Source organism: Brevundimonas sp. (assembly GCF_052436175.1).
In the GTDB taxonomy this organism is placed as follows: Bacteria; Pseudomonadota; Alphaproteobacteria; order Caulobacterales; family Caulobacteraceae; genus Brevundimonas.
Map to the genome: position 1 here is coordinate 41,279 of NZ_JBQVNM010000007.1, position 23,426 is coordinate 64,704.

The window sequence follows — 23,426 nt, forward strand, 5'->3', positions numbered from 1 at the left end:
ACTCTCTCATGCGACGCGGGTTGATCCACCATCGCAAAGCGTCGCGGCGACGCCAAGTCGCTTGCATGCCGATACGGCAACGCGGCATGAAGGAATCGACACGCACTTCGTCTGCTTACGCAAGGAACCTCCGATGACCTATCGCGCGCCCGTCAAGGACATCGCCTTCAGCCTCTCGGCCGTGGCCGGCATCGACGCGGTCGCCGACACCGGCGCCTTCCCCCACTATGACGCCGACCTGATGGGCGCGGTGCTGGAGGCGGCGGGCCAGTTTTCCGAAGAGGTCCTGGCCCCCCTGAACCGCCCGGGCGATCTGGCGGGCGCGAAGTACGCCAACGGTTCGGTCACCGCTGCCCCCGGCTTCGCCGACGCCTATCGCCAATTCGCCGAGGGCGGCTGGACCGGACTGACGGCGTCGGAAGAGGCCGGCGGACAGGCCCTGCCCAAGGCGCTGGAACTGGCCGCCTATGAAACCGTCCACTCGGCCAACATGGCCTTCGGCCTCTGCCCCATGCTGTCGCTGGCCGCCATCGAGGCGCTGGAGGCCCATGGAACAGAGGAACAGAAGACCGTCTATCTGCCCAAGCTCGTCTCCGGCGAATGGACCGGCGCCATGGTCCTGACCGAGCCGGGGGCAGGCTCGGACCTCGGCGCCCTGACGGCCACCGCCACGCCGAACGGCGACGGGACCTACGCCCTGAACGGCCAGAAGATCTTCATCACCTGGGGCGACCACGACGCCACGGACAACATCGTCCACATGGTCCTCGCCCGCCTGCCCGACGCCCCTCCCGGACCCAAGGGCATCAGCCTGTTCCTCGCCTCCAAGTTCGAGGTCAAGGACGACGGCAGTCTCGGCGGCCGCAACGACTTCCGCCCCGTGGGGGTGGAGCACAAGTTGGGCATCCACGCCTCCCCCACCTGCGTCATGAGCTACGAGGGCGCCCGCGCCACCCTGGTCGGCCAGCCCAACGAGGGGCTGTCGCACATGTTCGTCATGATGAACGCCGCCCGCCTCGCCGTCGGCGTCGAGGGCGTCGGCATCGCCGAGCGCGCCTATCAACACGCGCTCAACTACGCCTTGGACCGCAAACAGGGCCGCTCGGTCTGGACCGGCCAGAGCAACGCCCCGATCTTCGACCACCCGGACGTGCGCCGCACCCTGTCGGTGATGAAGGCCAAGATCGAGGCCGCCCGCGCTATCTGTTTCTCGACTGGCGTCGCCGCCGACCTCGCCAAACACGCCGCGACCGAAGAAGACCGGAGGCGCTGGAAGGGCCGCGAGGATCTCTTCACCCCCATCGCCAAGGCCTGGTCCACCGATGTCGGCTGCGAGGTCGCCTCGCTCGGCGTCCAGATCCATGGCGGCATGGGCTTCATCGAGGAGACCGGCGCGGCCCAATACTATCGCGACGCCCGCATCGCCCCGATCTACGAAGGCACCAACGGCATCCAGGCCATGGACCTCGTCGGCCGCAAGCTGTCGATGGACGGCGGCGACAGCGCCAAGGCCCTGATCGCCGAGATGAAGGCCACGATCGCCCCGCTCGGCAAACTCTATTCCAGCAAGCCGGTCGAACGCTTCGTCAACGCCGTCGAGGCGGTCGAGGACGCCACCCTCTGGCTGCTGGACAGGAAGGCCGACAAGGATGCGGCCGCCGACGTCCTGGCCGGCGCCGACGCCTATCTGAAACTGCTCGGCGACGTGGTCGGCGGCTGGATGCTGGCCAAAGGGGCGCTCGCCGCCAAGGCCCGCCTCGACGCCGGCGACGGCGACGCCGCCTGGCTGAACGGCAAGATCGCCCTCTACGAGGTCTACGCCGCCAACGTCCTCGGCCACGCCTCCAGCCGCCTCGCCGCCATCGGCCAGGGCGGCGACCTGCTCGAACGCATGTCGCGCGACGTCCTGGTCGCCTGAATCCGCCCTGGTCCTCCCCGTGCGCAGCATGGGGAGGTGGCGCGGCGCCGCTTGCGCCGTGACGGAGGGGGGCGACGGGGTCTCGAAAGTCCGCGCGGCCGCCCCACTCCCGCATTGACCTTCACGGCTCCGCTCGCCCATGGTCCGCCTCAGTTTTCCGTCTGGAACCCGCGCCATGAACCGCCGCGAACTTCTCGCCTCGGCCGCCGCCACGACCGTGGTCGCCGCCGCCCCCGCCGCCCTCGCCGCCCCCGGATCCTCCATGTCCTCAAGCCTGCCCACGCCGCCGGTCGCGCGGAAAATCCCGGTCGTCATCGAGCAGCTGGGTCGCACCCGGACCGACGACTATCAGTGGATGAAGGACGACAACTGGCAGGCGGTCCTGAAAGACCCCTCCCTCATCAAGGCCGACGTCAAGGCGCACCTGACCGAGGAGAACGCCTATCGCGAGGCGGTCATGGCCTCGACCCTGCCGATGCAGGCCGCGATGTTCGAGGAGATGAAGGGCCGCATCAAGGAGGACGACAGCTCCGTCCCCTCGCCCGACGGCCGCTGGGAGTACTTCACCGAATACCGCACCGGCGAACAGCACCCGCGCTACATGCGCGTCGCCCGCTCGGGGACCTTCCGCGAAGACGGCAAGGACGTCACGGTCAACTTCATCCAGGCCCCGACGCCCGAACTCCTGCTCGACGCCAACCTCCTGGCCGAGGGCAAGGCCTATTCCGAGGTGGGCGCGACGGCCAACAGCCCCGACCACGCCCTGTTCGCCTATGCCGAGGACGCGCAAGGCTCCGAGGTCTTCAGGATCTACATCAAGGACCTGGCCACGGGCGAGGTCCTGCCGGACGTGATCGGCGACACCGGCGGCAATTTCGTCTTCTCGCCCGACAGCCGCTGGATCTTCTGGACCAACCGCGACGACAACGGCCGCCCGGACAAGATCTTCCGCCGCCCGGCCCGCGGCGGCGAGACCACCTTGGTCTATGAGGAAACCGACGACGGCATGTTCATCAGCGTCGGCCTCACCGCCGACGAGGCCTTCCTCGTCATCAACATCGCCAATCAGGAGACCTCGGAAAGCCGGATCATCCCCGCTTCGGACCTGACCGCGACCCCGACCCTGGTCGAGCCGCGCCACGAAGGCCGGCTCTATGACCTCGATCACTGGGGCGACCGCTGGGTGATCCGCACCAACGCCGACGACGCCATGGACTTCAAGATCGTCCAGGCCCCGACCGCCACGCCCGGCAAGGCGAACTGGACCGATCTCGTCGCCCACACGCCCGGCCGCTTCATCGAAAACGTCAGCCTGACCAGCGGCCATCTGGCGCGTCAGGAACGCGCCGACGCCAATACCCGCATCGTCATCCGCGACCGCGCGGGCGCCGAGCACGAGATCGCGGTGGACGAGCCCGCCTACGCCCTGTCGCTTCAGGGCGCGTCGGAGTTCGACACGACGATCACCCGCTACGCCTACAACTCCCCCTCCACCCCCACGACCACCTACGACTACGACCTCGCGACGCGCGAGCGCCGGGTGCGCAAGGTCCAGACCGTGCCCTCGGGCCATAACCCGGCCGACTATGTGGTCGAACGGCTGAATGCCCGGGCCTCGGACGGCGAAATGGTGCCGATCACCATCCTGCGTCGCCAGACCACACCGGTGGACGGCTCGGCGCCCCTGCTGCTCTACGGCTACGGCTCCTACGGCATCCCGATCGGCGCAACCTTCTCGACCAACCGCCTGTCGCTGGTGGACCGCGGTTTCATCTACGCCATCGCCCATATCCGGGGCGGATCGGACAAGGGCTGGAACTGGTTCCTGTCCGCCCGCCGCATGACCAAGAAGAACACCTTCACCGACTTCATCGCCTGCGCCGAACACCTGATCGCGAACAACTACACCCAGGCGGGCCGCATCGTCGCCGAGGGCCGGTCGGCCGGCGGCATGCTGATGGGCGCCGTCACCAACATGCGGCCCGACCTCTGGGCCGGGGTCATCGGCGGCGTGCCCTTCGTCGACGTCATCAACACCATGTCGGACACCAGCCTGCCCCTGACCCCGCCGGAATGGCCCGAAGGGGGCAATCCGATCGAGGACGTGGCGGCCTACGACTACATGTATTCCTACAGCCCCTACGACCAGATCGAGGCCAAACCCTATCCGGCCGTGCTGGCGACCGGCGGCCTCAGCGATCCGCGCGTCACCTACTGGGAGCCGGAGAAGTGGATCGCGAAACTGCGCCCCGCCACCACCTCGGGCAAGCCGGTCCTGCTGAAGATCAACATGGAGGCGGGCCACTTCGCCTCCTCCGGCCGCTTCGACTATCTGAAGGAGGTCGCCCACGACTACGCCTTCGCCGTCTGGGCCGTTGAAAAGGGGTGGGAAAAGGCTTGAGCGACCCTAAAGCCCCGGAATTTGTCATCCGCGACGCCACGGCGGGCGACATGGCGGCCATCGCGGCCATCTACGCCCAGGACGTGACCGGCGGCACGGGCACCTTCGAGCTCGATCCGCCCGACGTGGGCGAGATGATCCGCCGCCACGCCACCATAACCGCCCTCGGCCTGCCCTGGCTCGTCGCCGAGGGCGGCGGCGGGGTCGCCGCCTACGCCTACGCCGGGCCGTTCCGCACGCGCCCGGCCTATCGCTACACGGTCGAGGACTCGATCTACGTCGATGCCGCCCATCAGGGCAAAGGCCTCGGCAGGGCCCTGCTGGTCGAACTGATCGCCCGCTGCGAGGCCCTGGGCCTGCGCCAGATGCTGGGCGTCATCGGCGACTCAGCCAACGCCGGCTCCGTCGCCCTCCACGCCGCCTGCGGCTTCGAGATGGTCGGCACGATGACGTCGGTCGGCTGGAAGTTCGACGAATGGCGCGACGTGGTCTTCATGCAGCGCGCGCTTGGTCCCGGTGGCGCAGCCACGCCCGACGCCGACGGCATACCCCTTTGACGCATGGGGTGGCGACAAAAGCCGCCAAGGCCTAGATTGCCGTCGTGCGCATCCTGATGGCCCTGCTCAGCCTCGTGGCCGCCCTGGCCTTGGTCGGTCTGGGCGCCGTCAGCGCATCGGCAGCGACCGCCGAGGCCGCCCCCTGCCACGAGAGCGCCTCGCCGGCCCTGACCGGCCATCATGGCGACGTCGGGAAGGACGCGCCCGAACCGCCCGCCAAGGCCATGAAGCTGATGGCCTGCTGCATCGCCTGCACCGCCGCCGCCCCCGTCGCGCCGGGCGCGACGCCGATCCGCTTCGCCCGCCCCGGCGTCCAGCCGGCGCTCCAGCCGATCCGCACCGGCCTGACCCCCGCCCCCGAGCCCGAGCCTCCGAAAGCCTGATCTCCGACCTCGCGCGACGGCAGAGCCGCCCTCGCACCCGGATTTCAGTTCTCACAGGAGCCCACGATGGCTTTCCCCACCCGTGTCGGCCTGCTGGCCGCCGCCTCCCTGCTCGCCTTCGCCCAGACGGCGGCGGCACAGAATCACTCGCATCACACGCCTCCGCCGACGCCTGCCCCGACCCACACCCCGCCCGCCGATCCCCACGCGGATCACGCCGCCATGGGCCACGCCATGCCCATGACCAGCCCTCTCGGCGCCTGGCCCATGACCCGCGACGCCTCGGGCACCGCCTGGCAGCCCGACGTGTCCGAACACGGCGGCCTGCACGGTCAGGCGGGCGACTGGTCCCTGATGGCCCACGCCATGTTCAACCTTGTCCATGACCGCCAGAACGGCCCGCGCGGTGGATCGAAGACCTTCGTCGCCGGCATGCTGATGGGCGCCGCCCGCCGCGACTTCGACGACGGTTCGACCCTGAACCTGCGCGCCATGGTCAGCCCCGATCCCCTGATGGGCAAACAGGGCTATCCCCTGCTGCTGGCGGCGGGCGAGACGGCCGACGGGGTCAATCCCCTGGTCGATCGCCAGCATCCGCACGACTTCCTGATGGAGCTGTCGGCCTCCTATTCCCGGCGGCTTACAGAGAAAGACAGCCTCTACGCCTACGTCGGCCTGCCCGGAGAGCCCGCTTTCGGCCCGCCCGCCTTCATGCACCGCATGAGCGCGATGGACAGTCCCGAGGCGCCGATCACCCACCACTGGCTGGACTCGACCCACATCGTCTTCGGCGTCACCACCCTGGGCTGGGCCCACGACCGCTTCAAGCTCGAGGCCTCGGCCTTCAAGGGTCAGGAGCCGAACCAGCATCGCTGGGACATCGACAAACCGCGTCTGGACAGCTGGTCCGTTCGCGCCTCCTTCAACCCGACGCCGGAGTGGGCGCTGCAGGTCTCCTGGGCCGACGTCTCCGCCCCCGAGCAGCTGGAGCCCGACGAGGACGAGACCAAACTCTCGGCCAGCGCCATCCACACCCGCCGTTTCGGCGCCGAGGGCTGGTGGTCCACCAGCCTGGCCTTCGGACGCAAGACAAATGACCACGACGAATCAAAGGACGCCTGGATGCTGGAATCGGCCGTCCATCCCAACGCCGACTGGACCGTCTTCGCCCGCGCCGAGCGGATCGAGACCGACGAACTCCTGCCCGGCGCCCATGGCGGCCACGGCGACCTGTTCACTGTCTCCAAGGCCTCGGTCGGCGCCATCCGCGACTGGCGGCTGTCGCCCTCCACGGTGTTCGGCCTCGCCGCCCTCTATTCGGTCAACCGCGTGCCCGACGCCCTGGAAACCGCCTACGGCGCCGACCCGGACGGCGGCATGGTCTTCGTGCGGCTGAAAATAGGATGAGGCGCAGGCCGAACCGCGACGTCTGATCTGATGTCGGGAGGGTTCTCGACAGACTGCCGGCCCGGCTCCTGCTCACACAGGCGTCGGGCCTTTTCCTGCGCGCAGTCGCGGCGGCGGAAAAGGCGCTGAGGTCAGGAAGGGCCGAAGGGGCCGATGGCTGGGGAACTAGGACTCGAACCTAGAATGACGGTACCAAAAACCGGAGTGTTACCATTACACCATTCCCCAGCAGGATCGGCGCAACCCGGGCCGAAGCGCCGGGAGGCGGTCGAAATACGCCAAGGCGTTCGGGGATGCAACACCCGGTTTCACCGTAAATTTCGCCGATGCGAGATCGACGCTTGCAGCCCTCCAGCCCCCTCGCTATAAGCCCGCCTCCAAGTCGGAGTGTGGCTCAGTCTGGTAGAGCACTGCCTTCGGGAGGCAGGGGTCGGAGGTTCGAATCCTCTCACTCCGACCATTTTCTTCACGGGGTTCCCGAGGCCCCGGATGCGACAAAAGGAGCGTCTCCTGCGGGAGGCGCTCTTTTCGTTTCAGCCCCTCAGCCGCCCGCCTTCGCCGCCACATCCCTCAGGTGCGCCCCCACCGCCTCGATCGTGCGTTCGCCCAGCGCCTTCCTCCGGGCCAGAAGTTCCGGCGACCCGGCGTCGTAGTCGGCCATCAGCCGCTTCACGAACGACCCGTCGCGCACGTCGGCCAGCACCCCGTCCATCGCCGCCCGCGACGCCTCGCCGATCACGCGCGGGCCGGTCAGATAGGCGCCGTATTCCGCCGTGTTGGAGATCTTGCCGAAGGCCCCCGCAATGCCGCGCTCGTACATCAGGTCGGTGACCAGCTTGACCTCATAGAAGCACTCGAACCAGGCCACCTCGGGCGGGTATCCGGCCTTGACCAGCTTCATGAAAGCCGCGTCGATCAGTTCGCCGACGCCCCCGCACAGGACCACCTGTTCGCCGAACAGGTCGCTCTCGCATTCGGCGGCGAACGTCGTCTCCAGAATCCCCTTGCGTCCACACCCCAGGGCCGCCGCATAGGACAGACCCAGGGCGTGGGCCCCGCCCGTCGCGTCCTGATGCACCCCGAACAGGCAGAAGACCCCCTCCCCGGCCTCATACAGATCACGGATGCGCGGCCCGATGCCCTTGGGCGAATCGAGGATGACGTCCAGATCCGCGCGCGGCGTCACCAGCGCGAACCGCACCGACAGGCCGTGGGCGAAGATCAGGGCCGCCCCCGGCCGGATGTTGGGTTCGATCTCGTCGCGATACAGGTCGCGGTGCGCCTCGTCCGACACCATCATCGCCACCACATCGGCGCCCGCCACCGCCTCTCCAGCCGTCATGACCGGAAAGCCGTCGGCCTCGGCCTTGGCCCGCGTCGCCGAGGTCGCCTTCAGCCCGATGACGATGTCGGCCACGCCCGAGTCGCGCAGGTTCAGGGCGTGCGTCCGGCCCTGGCTGCCGTATCCGATCACGGCGACGCGCTTGTTGCGAATGATCGACAGATCGCAGTCGCGGTCGTGGAAGACGGGCAGCGGATTGGGTAGAGTCTCGGTCATGGCCGTTCTCATAACCCCTTCCTCCGTCGTCGCCTTCTGGAAAGACGCCGGCCCCGCCAAATGGTACGCCAAGGACGAGGCCTTCGACCGCGAGTTCCGCGACGCCGCCCGCGCCCTGCACTGGGCGGCGGCCCGGCGCGAACTGGACGACTGGATGGACACCGCCGAGGGGGCCCTGGCCCTGATGGTCCTGCTGGACCAGTACCCGCGCAATTCCTACCGCGGCACGGGCCACCAGTTCGCCACCGACGGCCTGGGCCTGATGTATGCGAAACAGGCCTGGGCGCGCGGCTACCCGCAGACGTTCGACCCCGACCTGCGCCAGTTCTTCGTCACCCCCTTCGAGCATTCCGAAGACCTCGCCGATCAGGACGAGGCCGTGCGCCTCTCCGCCGACATGCCCGAGGTGCTGAAGTTCGCCCACATCCACCGTGACATCATCGTCCGCTTCGGCCGCTTCCCCCACCGGAACCGCTGCCTCGGCCGCGAGACCACGCCCGAAGAACAGACCTTCCTCGACAACGGCGGCTTCGGCGGCTGACCCCCACTCCCCTTCTCCCCTCGTGGGAGAAGGTGGCTCGCGAAGCGAGACGGATGAGGGGGCGCCCGATGCGGACCCGGCGGTTGGGATGAGGGAGGGCTGAACCACCCCCTCATCCGGCCCTCCGGGCCACCTTCTCCCACGAGGGGAGAAGGGATTCTGTGCGGGTTCAGCCGCGTCTCCCCTTGATCCTCCACGCCTTTCCTCAATCTCGCCGCGCCGAACCATCACCCCGCCCAACCCCGTTCATACTACCCCCGCTTCATCGCACGGGAGGGCCGTCGGCCGGCGACCAGCGGGTGGTGGAGGCGATGCAGCGGGAGGGGAGATTTCGGTTTCCCCGCCCGAAACCCGACGACGGTCGTGGCAAGGGTTTCGTCCCTCCCGCACAGGCCGCCGCCGAGTCCGGGAGGGCCGAGGGGGTTACTCAGGCCGTTCCGGGGATCGGTTGTCGCCAACCGACCCGCCCGCCGGGGGCTTAAGCGGCTAGACGCGAACAGCGCCGCCTACCGCTGCTCCCGTCCAGGCATCGTGCGGAGCGCTCAGGCGAAATCGGGCCCTGCTTCGGGTCTCAGATTTCGCCCGACATCTGGGCTCGTCGAAACGGTATTCAAATTCTCACAGACCGGGCGAGGCCCGGCGCTCCGCCCCTCCCATCCCTTCAGGCCCCCGCCGTGAAGCCGATCACGCACGCCTCCCTTCGTCCTCCCCGTCGGCGAAGCCGATGGGGAGGTGGCGCGGCGCTCCTTCAGCGCCGTGATGGAGGGGGCGACCGGGTCTCAACCGCCTCCTGCCCCGGCCCAAGCCGATTCCTGTGGACGCCGAATCATTTCAGCGTTCCGAATCACCCCTTCTGACTTCAAGGTCGCCGCATGAACGCTCAGGTCGCCCCCGCTGATCTCCAGGCCCGCACGGCGCCCGCCCCGGCCGACCACCCGGAGCATCAGTATCTCAACCTGCTGCGCGACATCCTGGCCAACGGCGCGCGGCGGGACGACCGGACGGGCACCGGCACCCTGGGCGTCTTCGGCCGCCAGATGCGGTTCGATCTGTCCAGGGGTTTCCCCCTCCTGACGACCAAGAAGCTGCATCTGCGCTCGATCATCGTCGAACTGCTGTGGTTCCTGCGCGGCGAGACCAATATCGGCTACCTCAAGGACCACAACGTCAGCATCTGGGACGAATGGGCCGACGCCGAGGGCGAGCTGGGTCCGGTCTATGGCAAGCAATGGCGCTCCTGGGCCGCGCCTGACGGCCGGATGATCGACCAGATCGAGAAGCTGGTCCACGGCCTCAAGACCAACCCCAACGGCCGCCGCCACATCGTTAGCGCCTGGAACCCGGCCGACGTGGATGACATGGCCCTGCCGCCCTGCCACTGCCTGTTCCAGTTCTTCGTCGCCGACGGGAAACTGAGCTGCCAGCTGTATCAGCGCTCGGCCGATGTCTTCCTCGGCGTGCCCTTCAACATCGCCTCCTACGCCCTGCTGACGATGATGATGGCCCAGGTCGTCGGGCTGGAACCCGGCGAGTTCGTCCACACCTTCGGCGACGCCCACCTCTATCTGAACCATGTCGAACAGGCCGAACTGCAGCTGACGCGCGAACCCTTGGCTCTGCCGACCATGACCATCACGCCGAAAGCCGACCTGTTCGCCTATGAACTGGCCGACTTCACCCTCGGCGACTACGCCCCCTGGCCGCACATCAAGGCGCCGATCGCAGTCTGATGGATCTCAAGGCCCTGCAGGCCGACGTCCTGCGCATCTCCGACATCTACGCCGCCGAACACGCCATCGACCGCGACCGCGATTGGGCACTGCTGAAGCTTCAGGAGGAGCTGGGCGAGCTGACGGCCGAGCATCTTCGCCTCACCGGCCGGGCGCGCGGGACGCCGGACGAGACGGCCCTGGGCGACGAGGCGGCGGACGTGCTGGGCATGCTGCTGATCTACTGCGCCCGCGCCGGCATCGATCTGGAGACCGCCATGCAGCGCAAATGGCTGAAATGGCTGGAGCCGACGGAGGGCTGACCTTCACATATCAAAAATCGTTAAGCGGCGCCGTTCCCGCTAGCTTGACCATAACAGCAGGCGCACCCTCCCCGCATCCGCGCGCGACCTCGCGTGGCGGCGCAAGAAACGTGGGAGGAAAACATGCTGAAGAAATTCGCGGCCGAGTTGGTCGGCACGGCGGTTCTGGTCCTGTTCGGGTGCGGGGCGGCGGTGCTGGGCGGAGAAAATGTCGGCCAGTTGGGCATCGCCCTGGCGTTCGGCTTCGCCATCGTGGCCATGGCCTATGGCATCGGGCCCGTGTCGGGTTGTCATGTGAACCCGGCGGTCAGTCTGGCGGCCTTCGTCGCCGGGCGGATGTCGGCGAAAGACATGGCGCTCTACTGGGTCGCCCAGTTCATCGGCGCCGTGGTCGGCGCCGCCATCCTGGGCCTGATCGCCAAGACCGGCTTCGCCAATCTGGGCCAGAACGGCTGGGGCCCCGGTTATCTGGGCGAGTACGGCCAGACGGCGGCCCTGAGCTTCGAGATCGTCTTCACCGCCATCTTCGTGGTCGTGATCCTGGGCGTGACGGGCGAGAAGGCCCACGGGCCGTTCGCGGGCGTGGCCATCGGCATCACCCTGGCGGTCATCCACATCGTCGGCATCCAGGTGACCGGTGTTTCAGTCAATCCGGCCCGCAGCTTCGGTCCCGCCGTCCTGGCGGGCGGTCAGGCCCTGGGCCAGCTCTGGCTCTTCTTCGTGGCCCCGGCGATCGGCGCGATCATCGGCGCCCTGCTGTTCCGCTTGAAACTGCTGGAGCCGACAGCCTAAGCATTGTGTCGAAGGGAACGGCCTCGTGCCGTTCCCCAAGACCGGAGACGCCCATGCCTGTTCCCCAGATCGCTCTCGTGGTCGCCCGTGGCAGGAACGGCGTCATCGGCAAGGACGGCGACCTGCCGTGGAAGCTGCGATCCGACCTGCAGCGGTTCAAGGCCGTGACCCTCGGCAAGCCCTGCATCATGGGCCGCGCGACGTGGGAGAGCCTGCCCCTGCGTCCCCTGCCCGGCCGGCTGAACCTCGTCCTCACGCGGGACATGTCCTATGAGGAACAGGGCAAGGCCAAGGGCGCCGTGGTCTGCACCAACCTGGACGAGGCCATCGACATCGCGCGCGAAACCGCCGTGGACGACGACGTGCACGAGGTCTGCGTCATCGGCGGATCGGCCCTGTTCGAGACCCTCCTGCCCCGCGCGAAACGGCTCTATATCACCGAGGTAGACGCCGCGCCGGACGGCGACGTGCGCTTCCCCGACTTCAACGAGGCCGAGTGGACCGAGGTCGAGGCCGTCGCCCAGGCGCCGGGCGAGAGGGACGACCACCCCATGACCTTCCGCATTCTGGAGAGGATCTGACCATGCTGATCGTGACCACCAATGACGTGCCCGGCTATCGCGTGACTAGGACCCTGGGACTTGTGCGCGGCATCACCGTGCGATCGCGCAACGTCATCTCCGACGCCATCGGCGGGCTTCAGTCCATGCTGGGCGGCCGCGTCGGCGCCTATGTCAAACTGGCCGAGGCGTCGCGGGCCGAGGCTTATCAGGAGCTGGTCGCCCATGCCGAGGCCATGGGCGCCAACGCGGTGATCGCCATGCGCTATGAGGCCAACGAGATCATGGAAGGCGTCACCGAGGTGCTGGCCTATGGCACCGCCGTCGTGGTGGAGCCGGCGTGAAGGAACGGTGAGTCGTGAGTAGTGAGTAGTGAGCAGGGATCGTGCGGGCTGAGCCTTCAACACTGCGTCACCACTCACGACTCACTAGCACTACTCACCAATCCATCCGATCAGGTCAGTTCGGCCATGTGCGAACGGTCGAAGGCCTTGAGTTCGTCGGTTCGGCCCTCGCGAACCTTCTCGACCCAGCGCGGATCGGACAACAGGGCGCGCCCCACGGCGACCAGGTCGAACTCGTCCCGCTCCAGCCGCTCGATCAGACCGTCCAGAGAGGCCGGCTCCGAACCCGCGCCCCGGAAGGCGGCCATGAACTCGCCGTCCAGGCCGACCGAGCCGACGGTGATGGTCGGCTTGCCGGTGATCTTCTTGGCCCAGCCGGCGAAGTTGAGGTCCGAGCCCTCGAACTCCGGCTCCCAGAAGCGGCGCTGCGAACAGTGGAAGACATCCACCCCCGCATCCGACAGCGGCAGGAGCCACTCGGCCAGTTCATCGGGCGTGTGGCCGATCTTCGCCTCATAATCCTGCTGCTTCCATTGCGACAGGCGCAGGATCACGGGGATGTCGTCGCCCACGCCCTCGCGCACGGCCTTGACCACCTCGACGCCGAAGCGGGCGCGTTCGGCGATGGTGGCGCCGCCCCACTGGTCCGCGCGGCCGTTCAGGCCATTCCAGAAGAACTGGTCGATCAGATAGCCGTGGGCCCCGTGGATCTCGACGGCGTCGAAGCCGATGTCACGGGCCGCGCGGGCCGAGCGGCCGAAGGCGGCGATGGTGTCGGCGATGTCCTCCTCGGTCATCGGCTCGTACTTCTGCTTGCCCGGCGCCACCAGGCCCGAGGGGCTGTCGACCTGGCCGAGCGGCTGCCAGTTCTCGCCCTGGCCGCGCGCGGCGCCGACGTGCCAGATCTGCGGCGCGATCAGGCCGCCGGCGGCATGGACCTCGTCCACCACCGTCTGCCACTGCGGCAGGGCCTCGCCGTGGAAGACCGGCACGGCCGCGTCGTTGCGGGCCGCCGGACGTTCCACCACCGTGCCCTCGGTGACGATCAGCCCGACGCCCCCCTCGGCCCGGCGACGGTAGTAGGCCGCCACGTCCGACGTCGGGATGCCCCCAGGGGAGAAGGACCGCGTCATGGGCGCCATGACGATGCGGTTGGGCAGGGTCAGGTTCTTGATGGTGAAGGGGCGGAACAGGGCGTCGACGGACATGCGGGGCCTCGGGAGGAAAGACTGGAACCGCGAAGGTGGCGATTGAGGTTGCGTTTGAAAACCCTCAACGGCGCGAAAAAATTCTGCGCGGCAGGGCGAGCCGTTCTGCCTTTGCGAAGCCGGGATCAGATGTCCAGAGCCGCTGCGACCTGGCTGGCGAAGCCGGCGAACCGGCGGGCGACCTCGCCTGTCGGCCGGGCGATCACGACGGGCCGGCCGGCATCGCCGCCCTCCCGGACGGCTGCCTCCAGCGGCAGGTCGCCCAGATAGGCCACAGCCAGCCGCCCCGCCTCCGCCTCGGCCCCGCCCCGCCCGAACACATCGCCCGACATGTTTTCGATCAGGCCGAGCGTCGGCACGCCGACCTTCTGGAACAGGGCATGAGCCCGACGGGCGTCGGCCAAGGCGACCTCCTGCGGCGTCGAGACGATGACGGCCCCGTCCAGCGGCGTCTTCTGGATCAGGGTCAGTTGCACGTCGCCGGTGCCGGGGGGCAGGTCCACGACCAGCACGTCCAGCGGCCTGTCCTCGTTCCCCCAGCGGGTCTGGGTCAGCATCTGTGTCAGGGCCTGGGACGCCATGGGGCCACGCCAGACCATGGCGTCGTCGGCGCCGGTCAGCAGGCCGACCGACATGGCCTTCAGCCCGTGGGCCAGATGCGGCTCCATCATGCCGTCGCGATATTCGGGCTTGCCCGAGATCCCCAGCATGGTCGGCAGGGACGGACCATAGACGTCCGCATCCAGCACCCCGACCGACAGGCCGCGCGCAACCAACGCCGCCGCCAGATTGACCGAGACGGTCGACTTGCCGACCCCGCCCTTGCCGCTGGCGATGGCCAGCACACGCCGGACGTGGGCCGGACGGTCGGTCGGAACCGGCGCCCTGGCCCGCGTCTGTTCCACGGCTTGGGGCGACAGGGAGGCGGTGCGGCGAGGCGCCGCCGCCGGGGCGGCCTCGGCGGTCAGGATGACCGACACCCGGTTCATGCCCGGCATGGCCTTCAGCGCCGCCTCGGCCGCGTCACGGATCGGGGCATAGAGCGCGGTGTCGGAGGCGGGAACCTCCAGGGCGAATCCGGCGCGGTCGTCCGCGACGGTCAGGCCGCGCGTCAGCCCGGCATCGAACAGCCCCTGCCCCGACCGGGGGTCGGAAATGGCGTTCAGAACGGCGATCACGGCGTCGCGGTCGATCAAGGGCGTATCCAGTCGGGCTTGAGGCGGGCTTCGGCGGGGTTGCGGGCGGCGTGCGGGCCTTCTATCGCCGAACCGTCCCCATCGGCGAGTCCTGTCCGTGCCCCTCCCCCCGATACAGCTGATCGCCGGACCGACCGCCTCGGGCAAGTCGGCTCTGGCGCTGGAGATGGCGAGGAAGACCGGCGCGATCATCATCAACGCGGACAGCCAGCAACTCTACGCCGACCTGCGCGTCCTGACCGCCCGCCCCTCGCTCGAGGAGGAGGCGCTGGCGGACCACCGGCTCTATGGCGTCGCCGATGCGGCCGAGGCCTGGTCGGTCGGGCGCTGGACCAGGGCGGTGATGGACCTGTTGGCGGAACTGGCCCCGGAAGGCCGACCGGCCATTCTGGTCGGCGGCACGGGGCTGTATTTCAATGCCCTGACGCGCGGCCTTGCGGACATCCCTGCCGTTCCGGCATCCGTGCGCGCGGAGGTCGAGGCGGCGTACGAGTCCGAGGGCGAGACCGCCTTCCGGGCCCGTTTGGCCGAAGGCGATCCAAGGGCCGCCGCCGCCATCGAACAGGGCGACCGTCAGCGACTGGTCCGGGCCATGAGCGTGGTGCGCCACAGCGGTCGCGCGCTCAGCGACTGGCAGGCCGACACACGCCCTCTGCTGCCCCCCGGTTCCTGGACGGGCGTCGTCATCGAGCCCGATCGCGACCGGCTCTATGCCCGCTGCGATGCCCGCGTCGAGGTCATGATGGCCGGCGGCGCGGTCGAGGAGGTGCGGGAACTCGTCTCCCGCGGTCTGGACCCCGCTCTGCCGGCGATGAAGGCCGTCGGCGTACGCGAACTGGCGGCGATGCTGGCCGGAGACCTGTCGCGGGACGCCGCCGTGGACGCGCTGAAGCAGGCCACCCGCAACTACGCCAAGCGCCAGTTGACCTGGCAACGCAACCAGATGCGCGACTGGCCTCGCATCGCCTGACAGCCCCACACGCAACCCGGCGGCGTGCTCAAGAGCTACGGAATTTGTCCAACGGGCGTCTTGCCCATAGGGTACGGACTGTCCCGTAGCGTGTTCACACCGGAGTTCTCATGTCGGCCGCTCTTTTCCTCGCCCTCGCCCTCTTCCAGCAGTCGGGCGCCGCGCCCGGCGATGCGCCGGACGTCGCGACCCCGGTGGCCCCGGTCACCGTCACGGCCACGCAGGCCCCCGTTGCGGATCCCCGGGACCGGATCGTTTGCCGCAGGGAGCACGTGCTGGGCTCCAATCGGCCGCAACGCATCTGCCAGACCCAGCGGCAGTGGGAAGCCCAGCGCGATCAGTCGCGCGAAGAGCTTCGCGAAGTCCGGGAACGCCCTTCGGATCTGCCCAGCTTCCCGCGCGGCGGCGGCCGCTGATCCTCTGATCGTCCGGTCTTGGAACCGGGCGGTCGGCGCCCTATATTGGCCTTGTCCGGGTTCGCCCGGACTATGGCGATAAACGCGCCTGCAATAAGCGGACCGGACCCGGGTGCGATTCCCGGCGGCTCCACCATTCCTTCCCCGCGTTATCGGCGGAGCGAGCATGGGGCCGACTAGCATCGACGGACGTGTAAAGAGGATTGCTTTCGCTCGTCCTGGCCCACCGTATCGGGCCATTTTCTAACTGCGAACGATAACTTCGCTGGAGAAGTCCGCCTCGCCGCGTAATGCGGTTCGGTTGATTTCGAACACTTAAGTCCTGGGGGTTCAGATCCCCAGGCGGGGCCCGTCGGGGAGCCTGGCAACAGAATCCCCGGCACTTGCCTCCTTATCAGGGTTGTTTTCCGAACACGGCGCCTTTCGCGGCGACGCGGGCGCGTCTATCAGATCAGGCGCAGCGCTTGAGGATGTGATGGCCGACGAAATTGCCGACCTGATGGACTATGGAACGCTGGAGCAGGACGCTCTGCGCGGCGTGGTGCGTCTGGCCCTGCTGCGCGCGGCCCAGCCCGAGGGTCTGCCGGGCGAGCACCATCTCTACATCACCTTCAAGACCCGGGCCGCCGGGGTCAGCCTGCCGCCCGACGTTCTGGCCAAGTACCCCGACGACATGACCATCGTCCTGCAGCATCAGTACTGGGACCTGGCGGTGGAGCCGGATCTGTTCTCGGTGATGCTGAAATTCGGCGGCATGCCCAAGGTTCTGACCGTGCCCTATTCGGCCGTCACACGCTTCGCCGATCCCGGCATCGGCTATGAGCTGACCTTCGATGCGCCGGAGATCGAGCCGGAACCTGTCCTGGCGATGAAATCCGAAACGCGCTCTGCGCCGGACGCTTCGACGACGGACGGTCCCGACGACGGGCCCAAGGTCGTGTCGCTGGACCAATTCCGCAAGAAATAGCGTCCGACAGTCTCAGTCGGCTCGCCAGGGCCCTGACCGCCCCACCCCCGCATCCTCGGCCCGGATCACGGCGCCGCGCGGATGGCAGCGGATCGTGATCCGCTCCCGCTCCCCCTCGAACCGCTCCACCAGCAGACGCGCAACCTGGGCGTCGTCGTGAAACAGATAGCCCTTGATCGCGTCCAGCAGGGCCTTGGCGAGATTGTCGAGGTCCAGCACCGGCGGGTCGCCGACATGCTCCATGCGGATTTCGACGACGTAGTCGCCCCAGGCCGGGCGCGAGTTCCATTCCTTGCGCATGAACTCATAGACCAGGGGCTTGTAGTATTTGGCCTGGGTGGTCAGGCCGTCGATGGCGACCTCCACCACCTCCCCGACCTCGCGCGCCCGCACCTTGCCGGTTCCGATCCAGCCTGCCGTCATTGTCGGGGTTCCGAGGTGATCCTGCGCGCCTTGCCCTGCATGGCTCCCGTGCTACACCGCCGCGCATTCCTCCGCCACGCCTGAGAGAGCTGCCCGCGATGAGCACCGTCCGCACCGAAACCGACACCTTCGGCCCCATCGAGGTCGCCTCGGATCGCTATTGGGGCGCCCAGGCGCAGCGGTCGCTGGGCAACTTCAAGATCGGCTGGGAGAAACAGCCCCTGCCCGTCGTGCGCGCCCTGGGCATCGTCAAGCGCGCCGCCGCCGAGACCAATATGGCGCTGGGCAAGCTGGACCCGGCCATCGGAAACGCCATCATCGCCGCCGCCAACGAGGTCATCGAGGGCAAGCTGAACGACCACTTCCCCCTGGTCGTCTGGCAGACGGGGTCGGGCACCCAGTCGAACATGAACGCCAACGAGGTGATCTCCAATCGCGCCATCGAGATGCTGGGCGGCGAGATTGGCTCGAAAAAGCCGGTCCACCCCAATGACCACGTCAACATGAGCCAGTCGTCCAACGACACCTATCCCACGGCCATGCACGTCGCCTGCGCCGAACAGGTGGTGTCCGACCTGCTGCCGGCCCTGAAGCACCTGCACGCCGCGCTGAAGGCCAAGTCGGACGCCTGGGCCCACATCATCAAGATCGGCCGCACCCACACCCAGGACGCCACGCCCCTGACCCTCGGTCAGGAATTCGGCGGCTACGCCCAGCAGGTCGACAACGGCAATGCGCGGATCGAACAGACCCTGCCCGCCATGATGGAACTGGCCCACGGCGGCACCGCCGTCGGCACCGGGCTGAATGCGCCGGTCGGCTTCGCCGAGAAGGTCGCCGAGCAGATCGCCGCCATCACCGGCCTGCCCTTCACCACCGCCCCGAACAAGTTCGAGGCCCTGGCCGCCCACGACGCCATGGTCTTCTCGCACGGCGCCATCAACACGGTGGCGGCGTCCCTGTTCAAGATCGCCAACGACATCCGCTTCCTGGGCTCTGGCCCGCGCTCAGGTCTGGGCGAACTGGCTCTGCCGGAGAACGAGCCGGGCTCCTCGATCATGCCGGGCAAGGTCAATCCGACCCAGTGCGAAGCCCTGACCCAGGTCTGCGTCCAGGTGTTCGGCAACAACGCAGCCTTGACCTTCGCCGGCTCGCAGGGGCATTTCGAGCTGAACGTCTTCAATCCGGTCATGGCCTACAACTTCCTGCAGTCGGTGCGCCTGGTCGCCGATGCGGCGATCAGCTTCACCGACAACTGCGTCGTCGGCATCGAGCCGCGGGTCGAGAACATCGAGCGCGGCCTGAACAACTCCCTGATGCTGGTCACGGCGCTGAACGGCAAGCTGGGCTATGACGCCTGCGCCAAGATCGCCAAGACGGCGCACAAGAACGGCACCACCCTGCGCCAGGAAGCCGTCGGCGGCGGCTACCTGACCGACGCCGAGTTCGACGAGGCGGTGCGTCCCGAGAAGATGATCTCGCCGGGCTAAGACGGGGTCACAGTCTGACGGCCTTGGCGGGAGCCCGCCGATTTGGCGCGGTCCCGGTTTTCGCGTTACCCTCGCTCTCATGGGCAAGGTCGAGCTGAACATCGGCATCGATCCGGAGCTGATCGAACAGGCGGGTCGGCTGGGCATCTCGATCGCGGGCATTGATGAGCGTGCCCTGCGGCTGCACCTGCAGAAGGTCGATCCCGCCGGCGCCGAGGCCCGGGCCAGACGGTGGGCGGAAGAGAACGCCGAGGCGATCAGGGACCACAATGCCTTCGTCGAGAAGCATGGACTCTTGTCGGATCATATCCGGCCCTGGTGGCTGTGAGGACGGTGGACGACGAAACAATGGTCGTCAGCATCATCGGACTGGCCGCCATTGCGGGTGACCGCTTGAAAAGCAGACGCACCTCCCTCCTCGCCCACGAAGACGACATCCGCCGGGCGCTCGATCGGCTGTTCACCGGCTTCTGAGATGACCGCTCTCACCCGCCCCTACTGGATCGAGGCGCTGTTCGAGCGGCGCGAGGGCTGGGACGAGGCGGCTTATCCGTTCAACCTGCCGGCGGTCCGGTCGCTGCACAGGCTGGAGTTCCACCCGAACGTGACCTTTCTCGCCGGTGAGAACGGTGCGGGCAAGTCGACCCTGATCGAGGCCCTGGCCGTGGCCTGGGGGTTCAACGCCGAGGGCGGATCAAAAGACCACCAGTTCTCGACGCGGGCGTCCCATTCTCAACTGCACCGGTTTGTAAGGCCGGTGCGGGCGCCGTTGCGTGCGAGGGACGGCTACTTCCTCAGGGCGGAAAGCTACTTCAACACAGCCAGCTACCTGGAGGCGTCTGGAACGATTCGCGCAGGCCAGACACGTCTGCACGAACAGTCGCATGGCGAGAGCTTCTTCGCCCTGTTTGACAAACGGTTCATCGGCGACGGCCTCTACATCCTCGACGAGCCGGAGGCCGCGCTGTCGCCGACGCGCCAACTGTCGTTCCTCGCCAGACTGCATGAACTGGTGCAGGCGCGGTCGCAGCTGATCATCGCCACCCATTCGCCGATCCTGCTCGGCTATCCCAATGCCTGGATCTATCAGGCGTCGGAGCATGGTCTGGACCGGGTCGAATACGAGGACACCGACCACTTCCAGGTCACGCGCAACTTCCTGAACCGGCGCGAGATGATGCTGGACGTGCTGCTGGACAACAGTTGAGGCGCCGAACGCCGCACCGAACCCCCAAGCATCCCTGACACGTGATCTGGGCAATCTTGCGCGTCGGCGTCGGCGGAGACTAGGATCGGGCTGGAAAACAAGGGTGGGTTGGTCATGTTGTATGCGGCAGTATTCCTCGCTCTTTCCGGCGCCGTGCCCGCCGAGCCGCCCGCCGATGCGGCCGGCGCGGCGACGGTGACCCAGGGTCGGGCCTTCGCCGACTATCCAAACTACGAACAGGTGGGGCTGCGTTGGGTTCGTGGCCCGTCGGTCCGGGACCTGGCTCGCCAGCATGTGGTCTCGACCAACTGGTTCCCCAATCGCGGCATGGCCGAGGTCGCGTGTACGCCGGACGCCCGGGGCCGACTGGCGTGCGAAGCCATCAGCGCCGATCCGCCCGGGCGAGGCTTCGACAAGGCCGCCTTGCGGGTCATGGCGCCGGTCCGCGTCGCCGCGGTGGACGGAGGATCGCCGGAAGGCCGCACCTTCGCCTTCCGACTGCGGTTCGGCGCCTGGCCCGAGAGCCTGATCCCCGACACCTTCCATCCGGTCGATCAGAACCTGCGTTGGGTCAAGCGGCCTGAGCTGGCGCGATACAATCTGGCTGGACTCGGCGCGCAGCGAGAGGCCAGGGCCACGTTCGACTGCATCGCCGCAGCGGACGGCTCGCTGGCCTGCACTGCGGAGGACAACGCCAGTGCGCCGCGCGGGTTCGTCGAGGCCGCAGCCGACAGCCTGTCGGCCGCCCGCGTCGAACGCGTCGACAACGCGCCTCTGGCCGGCAGCCCGCTGAAGTGGACCTTCCGGGTGGTCAACCAGAGCCATTGCGCCACAGGGGGCACAGGGTATGGCAATCCGGGCCAGGGATCGGGCGCAACAACCGCCGATCCCGGCAGTCCCAGCATCGGCGCCGACCCCTATGCGGCGGTCGGGAGCCTGGGCGGTTCCGCGCCGCCCGACCGGGGCAGCGGTTCCTGCCTGGGCGCCATTGTTCAGATGTACTGACGGGCCGACCTCAGGCCTCCTGAAGTCGGGGTGCTGATCGCCGACAGGCCGTCCTGGGCCGTTCGGTCGGTCACGGCTTGTCGCGGATCGTCCGGCCGATCGGCGCCAGCGCCAGCTTGGCCAGTTCCAGATCCTTGAGCGCGAACGGGATGCCGATGATCGAGACGAACTCGGCCACGGCGATCATCAGATGCGCCAGGGCGATCCACCAGCCGGCCAGAACCAGCCAGATGACATTCATGCCGACGCCGAGGCAGCCCTGACCCAGATCGGCCGGATCGGGATCGCGCCAGACGATCTCGCGCCCAAACGGCCAGAAGGAATAGGCGGCGATCCGCCAGGCCGCGAAGACCCAGGGCAGGCCGACGATGGTCAGGGCCAGCAGAAGTCCGCCGAACAACCAGGCCACGCCGGAGACGAAGCCGCCGAAGACGAGCCAGAGAAGATTGAGGATCAGTCGGATCATGGCTCTAACATAGTCGAAGGCCCCGCCGGGGACAGCGGGGCCTTCGTGAATTCGCGGTAAGCCGGGGTCAGTGAGGCTTTTCGGTCCAGCGGGCCTTGGCGTCTTCCTTGGTCACGTTGAGGTGGACGTGCTCATCGACATGATCGACCCAGCTGACGGGGATCATGTGGTGTTTGAAGCCGCCGGCGAGATCGAGCTTGGCCAGTTCGATCTGGTCGCCGACGACATGGTCGACGCGGCCGACGTGTTCGCCGTCCGAACCGACGACTTCGAGATGTTCGCGAATGAGAGCGGGATCGACCACGGTGGTTCTCCTGAAGGACGTTTCGATGGATGATGAACGCCGCCCCTGCCCGGTCGTTTCAGCTTGGCCGCAGCAAGTCGCTGATTTTGATAGCTTCACAGGAAGGCCGCCATGGCCGAGATCATCAATCTGAACCGGGCCCGCAAGGCGCGGGACAAGGCCGAGGCGAAAGACCGGGCGGCGCAGAACCGCGTGGCGCACGGCCGGACCCGAGCGGAAAAGACCGCCGCGAAGATCGAGGCCGAGCGGGCGAAGCGGCTGCTGGACGGAGCGAAACGCGAGGACGACTGAACGATCGTCAGGCTTTCGGCGCGCGGACGATCAGCACCTGTCCCGCGATCACCAGCGCCAGGCCCACCGCCGCCGGCCAGCCGAAGCGGGCGTCCTCGAACACCACCGAAACCAGCATGGCGATCAGCGGCGTCAGGGCGCCGATATAGCTGGCGAGCGTGAAGCCGCGCGAGCGGGCCAGCGAAAAGTAGAGCACGAAGGCGATGACCGAGCCGAACACCGCCAGATAGAGAAGCGAGCCGATGTAGGCGGCCGTCGGCTCGAAGGCCCAGTCGGCCCCGGTCGCGAGACCGATGACCGTCAGCAGGCCCGCCCCATAGGCCATGGCCCAGGCGGTGGACGGCAGAACCATCGCTCCCATCTGCTGACCGCGCCAGGCGAAATAGTTGGCGACCGTGGAGGCGATCGAGGCCAGGATGGCCAGGGCGATGCCGGCGCCGGCCGTAGGCCCCAGCCGGGCGCCGGCCAGTTCTCCGCCGGTCAGGACCAGAACCCCGAACGCGCCCAAAGCCGCGCCGATCCAGACGATCCGCGCCGCCTTCTGGCCGACCACGACCCGAAACAGGATCAGGTTCATCAGGGCCATGGAGGCGAAGGCGACGGCCACGACGCCCGACGTGACCCGCTCTTCGGCGAGATATACGCAGGCGTAGCTGAGTGCGAAGGCCAGAGCCCCCTGCCCTATCGCCGCCAGATGCTGGCCGCGCGTCAGGCGGATCGAGCGTCTGGTCAGAACACAGCCAGTGAACAACACCGCCGCCGCGATCGAAAACCGCCAGACCACCGAAACGATCGGATCGACCACACCGAGCTGGAAGGTGATGGCGAACCAGGTCGTGCCCCAGATCAGGGCGCAGAGCGCCACCGACGCCAGGGCGATGTTGCGGCCCATAACGGGCGGGGTTTCGACGGGCGTTGTTTCGACGGGTTCGGACGGCGGTGTGGACACGGAGACAGTCTCTGGACGCCGGGTTGGCGCGGGTGTCGCCG

The 23,426-nt window shown here is 68.0% G+C and carries 27 protein-coding genes, 2 tRNA genes and 1 other RNA gene; 22 read left to right on the top strand and 8 right to left on the bottom strand.

The genetic code is table 11. The annotated features are described in order from the left end of the window. Positions 1-133 precede the first annotated feature (133 nt). The 5 genes from ACT6QK_RS03200 (at position 134) to ACT6QK_RS03220 (ending at position 6,666) form a co-directional block, all read left to right on the top strand. Positions 134-1,918 carry an acyl-CoA dehydrogenase gene (locus ACT6QK_RS03200; protein ID WP_444596363.1) on the top strand — a complete coding sequence of 595 codons (1,785 nt, stop codon included), beginning with the start codon at positions 134-136 and terminating at the stop codon, positions 1,916-1,918. Positions 1,919-2,093: 175 nt separating this feature from the next. After that, positions 2,094-4,319, top strand: coding sequence for a S9 family peptidase (locus ACT6QK_RS03205; RefSeq protein ID WP_444596364.1), 2,226 nt, complete (start codon positions 2,094-2,096; stop codon positions 4,317-4,319). Further along, a complete protein-coding gene (locus ACT6QK_RS03210; RefSeq protein ID WP_444596365.1) occupies positions 4,316-4,876 on the top strand; it encodes a GNAT family N-acetyltransferase in 561 nt (186 codons plus the stop codon). The genes ACT6QK_RS03205 and ACT6QK_RS03210 overlap by 4 nt, the downstream gene beginning before the upstream one ends. A gap of 44 nt (positions 4,877-4,920) precedes the next feature. Beyond that, on the top strand, positions 4,921-5,259 hold the full coding sequence (locus ACT6QK_RS03215; protein WP_444596366.1) for a hypothetical protein: 339 nt from the start codon (positions 4,921-4,923) through the stop codon (positions 5,257-5,259). Positions 5,260-5,325: 66 nt separating this feature from the next. Next, positions 5,326-6,666, top strand: a complete 1,341-nt coding sequence (locus tag ACT6QK_RS03220; protein ID WP_444596367.1) for a hypothetical protein — start codon at positions 5,326-5,328, stop codon at positions 6,664-6,666. A gap of 154 nt (positions 6,667-6,820) precedes the next feature. Here the strand turns inward: ACT6QK_RS03220 and ACT6QK_RS03225 are convergent. Beyond that, positions 6,821-6,894, bottom strand: a tRNA-Gln gene (locus ACT6QK_RS03225). A gap of 155 nt (positions 6,895-7,049) precedes the next feature. On the opposite strand from ACT6QK_RS03225, the gene ACT6QK_RS03230 reads away from it, so the two are divergent. Next, positions 7,050-7,126: transfer RNA gene (locus tag ACT6QK_RS03230), tRNA-Pro, on the top strand. 81 nt (positions 7,127-7,207) lie between these two features. On the opposite strand, the gene ilvC is transcribed toward ACT6QK_RS03230, so the two are convergent. Next, positions 7,208-8,224 carry a ketol-acid reductoisomerase gene (gene ilvC, locus ACT6QK_RS03235; RefSeq protein ID WP_444596368.1) on the bottom strand — a complete coding sequence of 339 codons (1,017 nt, stop codon included), beginning with the start codon at positions 8,222-8,224 and terminating at the stop codon, positions 7,208-7,210. On the opposite strand from ilvC, the gene ACT6QK_RS03240 reads away from it, so the two are divergent. The 6 genes from ACT6QK_RS03240 (at position 8,223) to ACT6QK_RS03265 (ending at position 12,493) form a co-directional block, all read left to right on the top strand. Further along, on the top strand, positions 8,223-8,765 hold the full coding sequence (locus tag ACT6QK_RS03240) for a DUF924 family protein (RefSeq protein WP_444596369.1): 543 nt from the start codon (positions 8,223-8,225) through the stop codon (positions 8,763-8,765). The two genes, ilvC and ACT6QK_RS03240, sit on opposite strands and share 2 nt — an antisense overlap. Before the next feature lie 872 nt (positions 8,766-9,637). Continuing rightward, positions 9,638-10,495 (top strand): thymidylate synthase, encoded by an 858-nt coding sequence (locus ACT6QK_RS03245; RefSeq protein ID WP_444596370.1) that lies wholly within the window; start codon positions 9,638-9,640, stop codon positions 10,493-10,495. After that, a complete protein-coding gene (locus ACT6QK_RS03250) occupies positions 10,495-10,797 on the top strand; it encodes a phosphoribosyl-ATP pyrophosphohydrolase (protein ID WP_444596371.1) in 303 nt (100 codons plus the stop codon). Before ACT6QK_RS03245 ends, ACT6QK_RS03250 begins: the two co-directional genes overlap by 1 nt. Positions 10,798-10,920: 123 nt before the next feature. After that, positions 10,921-11,589, top strand: a complete 669-nt coding sequence (locus tag ACT6QK_RS03255) for an aquaporin (RefSeq protein WP_444596372.1) — start codon at positions 10,921-10,923, stop codon at positions 11,587-11,589. A gap of 53 nt (positions 11,590-11,642) precedes the next feature. Continuing rightward, positions 11,643-12,170, top strand: a complete 528-nt coding sequence (locus ACT6QK_RS03260; protein ID WP_444596373.1) for a dihydrofolate reductase — start codon at positions 11,643-11,645, stop codon at positions 12,168-12,170. Positions 12,171-12,172: 2 nt separating this feature from the next. Next, the gene (locus ACT6QK_RS03265; protein ID WP_444596374.1) at positions 12,173-12,493 is read left to right on the top strand and encodes a YbjQ family protein; all 321 of its coding nucleotides are present in this window, start codon (positions 12,173-12,175) and stop codon (positions 12,491-12,493) included. Positions 12,494-12,603: 110 nt separating this feature from the next. Here the strand turns inward: ACT6QK_RS03265 and ACT6QK_RS03270 are convergent, their stop codons facing one another. Both ACT6QK_RS03270 and ACT6QK_RS03275 read right to left on the bottom strand, forming a co-directional pair. Then, positions 12,604-13,701, bottom strand: coding sequence for an NADH:flavin oxidoreductase (locus ACT6QK_RS03270; RefSeq protein ID WP_444596375.1), 1,098 nt, complete (start codon positions 13,699-13,701; stop codon positions 12,604-12,606). A gap of 125 nt (positions 13,702-13,826) precedes the next feature. Beyond that, complete coding sequence (locus ACT6QK_RS03275) at positions 13,827-14,897, bottom strand: Mrp/NBP35 family ATP-binding protein (RefSeq protein WP_444596376.1); 1,071 nt, start codon at positions 14,895-14,897, stop codon at positions 13,827-13,829. 97 nt (positions 14,898-14,994) lie between these two features. On the opposite strand from ACT6QK_RS03275, the gene miaA reads away from it, so the two are divergent. The 4 genes from miaA (at position 14,995) to ACT6QK_RS03295 (ending at position 17,250) form a co-directional block, all read left to right on the top strand. Continuing rightward, positions 14,995-15,867, top strand: a complete 873-nt coding sequence (miaA, locus tag ACT6QK_RS03280; protein ID WP_444596377.1) for a tRNA (adenosine(37)-N6)-dimethylallyltransferase MiaA — start codon at positions 14,995-14,997, stop codon at positions 15,865-15,867. A 110-nt stretch (positions 15,868-15,977) separates the two neighbouring features. Then, the gene (locus ACT6QK_RS03285; protein ID WP_444596378.1) at positions 15,978-16,283 is read left to right on the top strand and encodes a hypothetical protein; all 306 of its coding nucleotides are present in this window, start codon (positions 15,978-15,980) and stop codon (positions 16,281-16,283) included. Positions 16,284-16,297: 14 nt separating this feature from the next. Then, positions 16,298-16,667, top strand: a transfer-messenger RNA (tmRNA) gene (ssrA, locus tag ACT6QK_RS03290). Between the two features lie 91 nt (positions 16,668-16,758). Then, on the top strand, positions 16,759-17,250 hold the full coding sequence (locus tag ACT6QK_RS03295; protein ID WP_444596379.1) for an SspB family protein: 492 nt from the start codon (positions 16,759-16,761) through the stop codon (positions 17,248-17,250). 12 nt (positions 17,251-17,262) lie between these two features. Here the strand turns inward: ACT6QK_RS03295 and ACT6QK_RS03300 are convergent, their stop codons facing one another. After that, entirely contained in the window at positions 17,263-17,673 is a 411-nt protein-coding gene (locus ACT6QK_RS03300; protein ID WP_444596380.1) for a RusA family crossover junction endodeoxyribonuclease, read from the bottom strand. Positions 17,674-17,771: 98 nt separating this feature from the next. Here ACT6QK_RS03300 and fumC point away from each other — a divergent pair, with 98 nt between their 5' ends. The 5 genes from fumC (at position 17,772) to ACT6QK_RS03325 (ending at position 21,375) form a co-directional block, all read left to right on the top strand. After that, complete coding sequence (fumC, locus tag ACT6QK_RS03305) at positions 17,772-19,163, top strand: class II fumarate hydratase (RefSeq protein ID WP_444596381.1); 1,392 nt, start codon at positions 17,772-17,774, stop codon at positions 19,161-19,163. Between the two features lie 79 nt (positions 19,164-19,242). Beyond that, complete coding sequence (locus tag ACT6QK_RS03310) at positions 19,243-19,491, top strand: type II toxin-antitoxin system CcdA family antitoxin (protein WP_444596382.1); 249 nt, start codon at positions 19,243-19,245, stop codon at positions 19,489-19,491. Between the two features lie 20 nt (positions 19,492-19,511). Further along, a complete protein-coding gene (locus ACT6QK_RS03315; protein ID WP_444596383.1) occupies positions 19,512-19,637 on the top strand; it encodes a hypothetical protein in 126 nt (41 codons plus the stop codon). A gap of 1 nt (position 19,638) precedes the next feature. Next, positions 19,639-20,370, top strand: coding sequence for an AAA family ATPase (locus ACT6QK_RS03320; protein WP_444596384.1), 732 nt, complete (start codon positions 19,639-19,641; stop codon positions 20,368-20,370). A gap of 114 nt (positions 20,371-20,484) precedes the next feature. After that, positions 20,485-21,375, top strand: coding sequence for a hypothetical protein (locus tag ACT6QK_RS03325; protein WP_444596385.1), 891 nt, complete (start codon positions 20,485-20,487; stop codon positions 21,373-21,375). A gap of 70 nt (positions 21,376-21,445) precedes the next feature. On the opposite strand, the gene ACT6QK_RS03330 is transcribed toward ACT6QK_RS03325, so the two are convergent. Together ACT6QK_RS03330 and ACT6QK_RS03335 are read right to left on the bottom strand one after the other, a co-directional pair. Beyond that, positions 21,446-21,841 carry a YccF domain-containing protein gene (locus tag ACT6QK_RS03330; RefSeq protein ID WP_444596386.1) on the bottom strand — a complete coding sequence of 132 codons (396 nt, stop codon included), beginning with the start codon at positions 21,839-21,841 and terminating at the stop codon, positions 21,446-21,448. Positions 21,842-21,908: 67 nt separating this feature from the next. Continuing rightward, positions 21,909-22,145, bottom strand: coding sequence for a DUF2171 domain-containing protein (locus ACT6QK_RS03335; protein WP_444596387.1), 237 nt, complete (start codon positions 22,143-22,145; stop codon positions 21,909-21,911). Between the two features lie 111 nt (positions 22,146-22,256). On the opposite strand from ACT6QK_RS03335, the gene ACT6QK_RS03340 reads away from it, so the two are divergent. After that, entirely contained in the window at positions 22,257-22,436 is a 180-nt protein-coding gene (locus ACT6QK_RS03340; RefSeq protein ID WP_444596388.1) for a DUF4169 family protein, read from the top strand. Positions 22,437-22,443: 7 nt separating this feature from the next. Here ACT6QK_RS03340 and ACT6QK_RS03345 read toward each other — a convergent pair whose 3' ends face one another. Next, complete coding sequence (locus ACT6QK_RS03345; protein ID WP_444596389.1) at positions 22,444-23,385, bottom strand: DMT family transporter; 942 nt, start codon at positions 23,383-23,385, stop codon at positions 22,444-22,446. Positions 23,386-23,426: the final 41 nt, after the last annotated feature.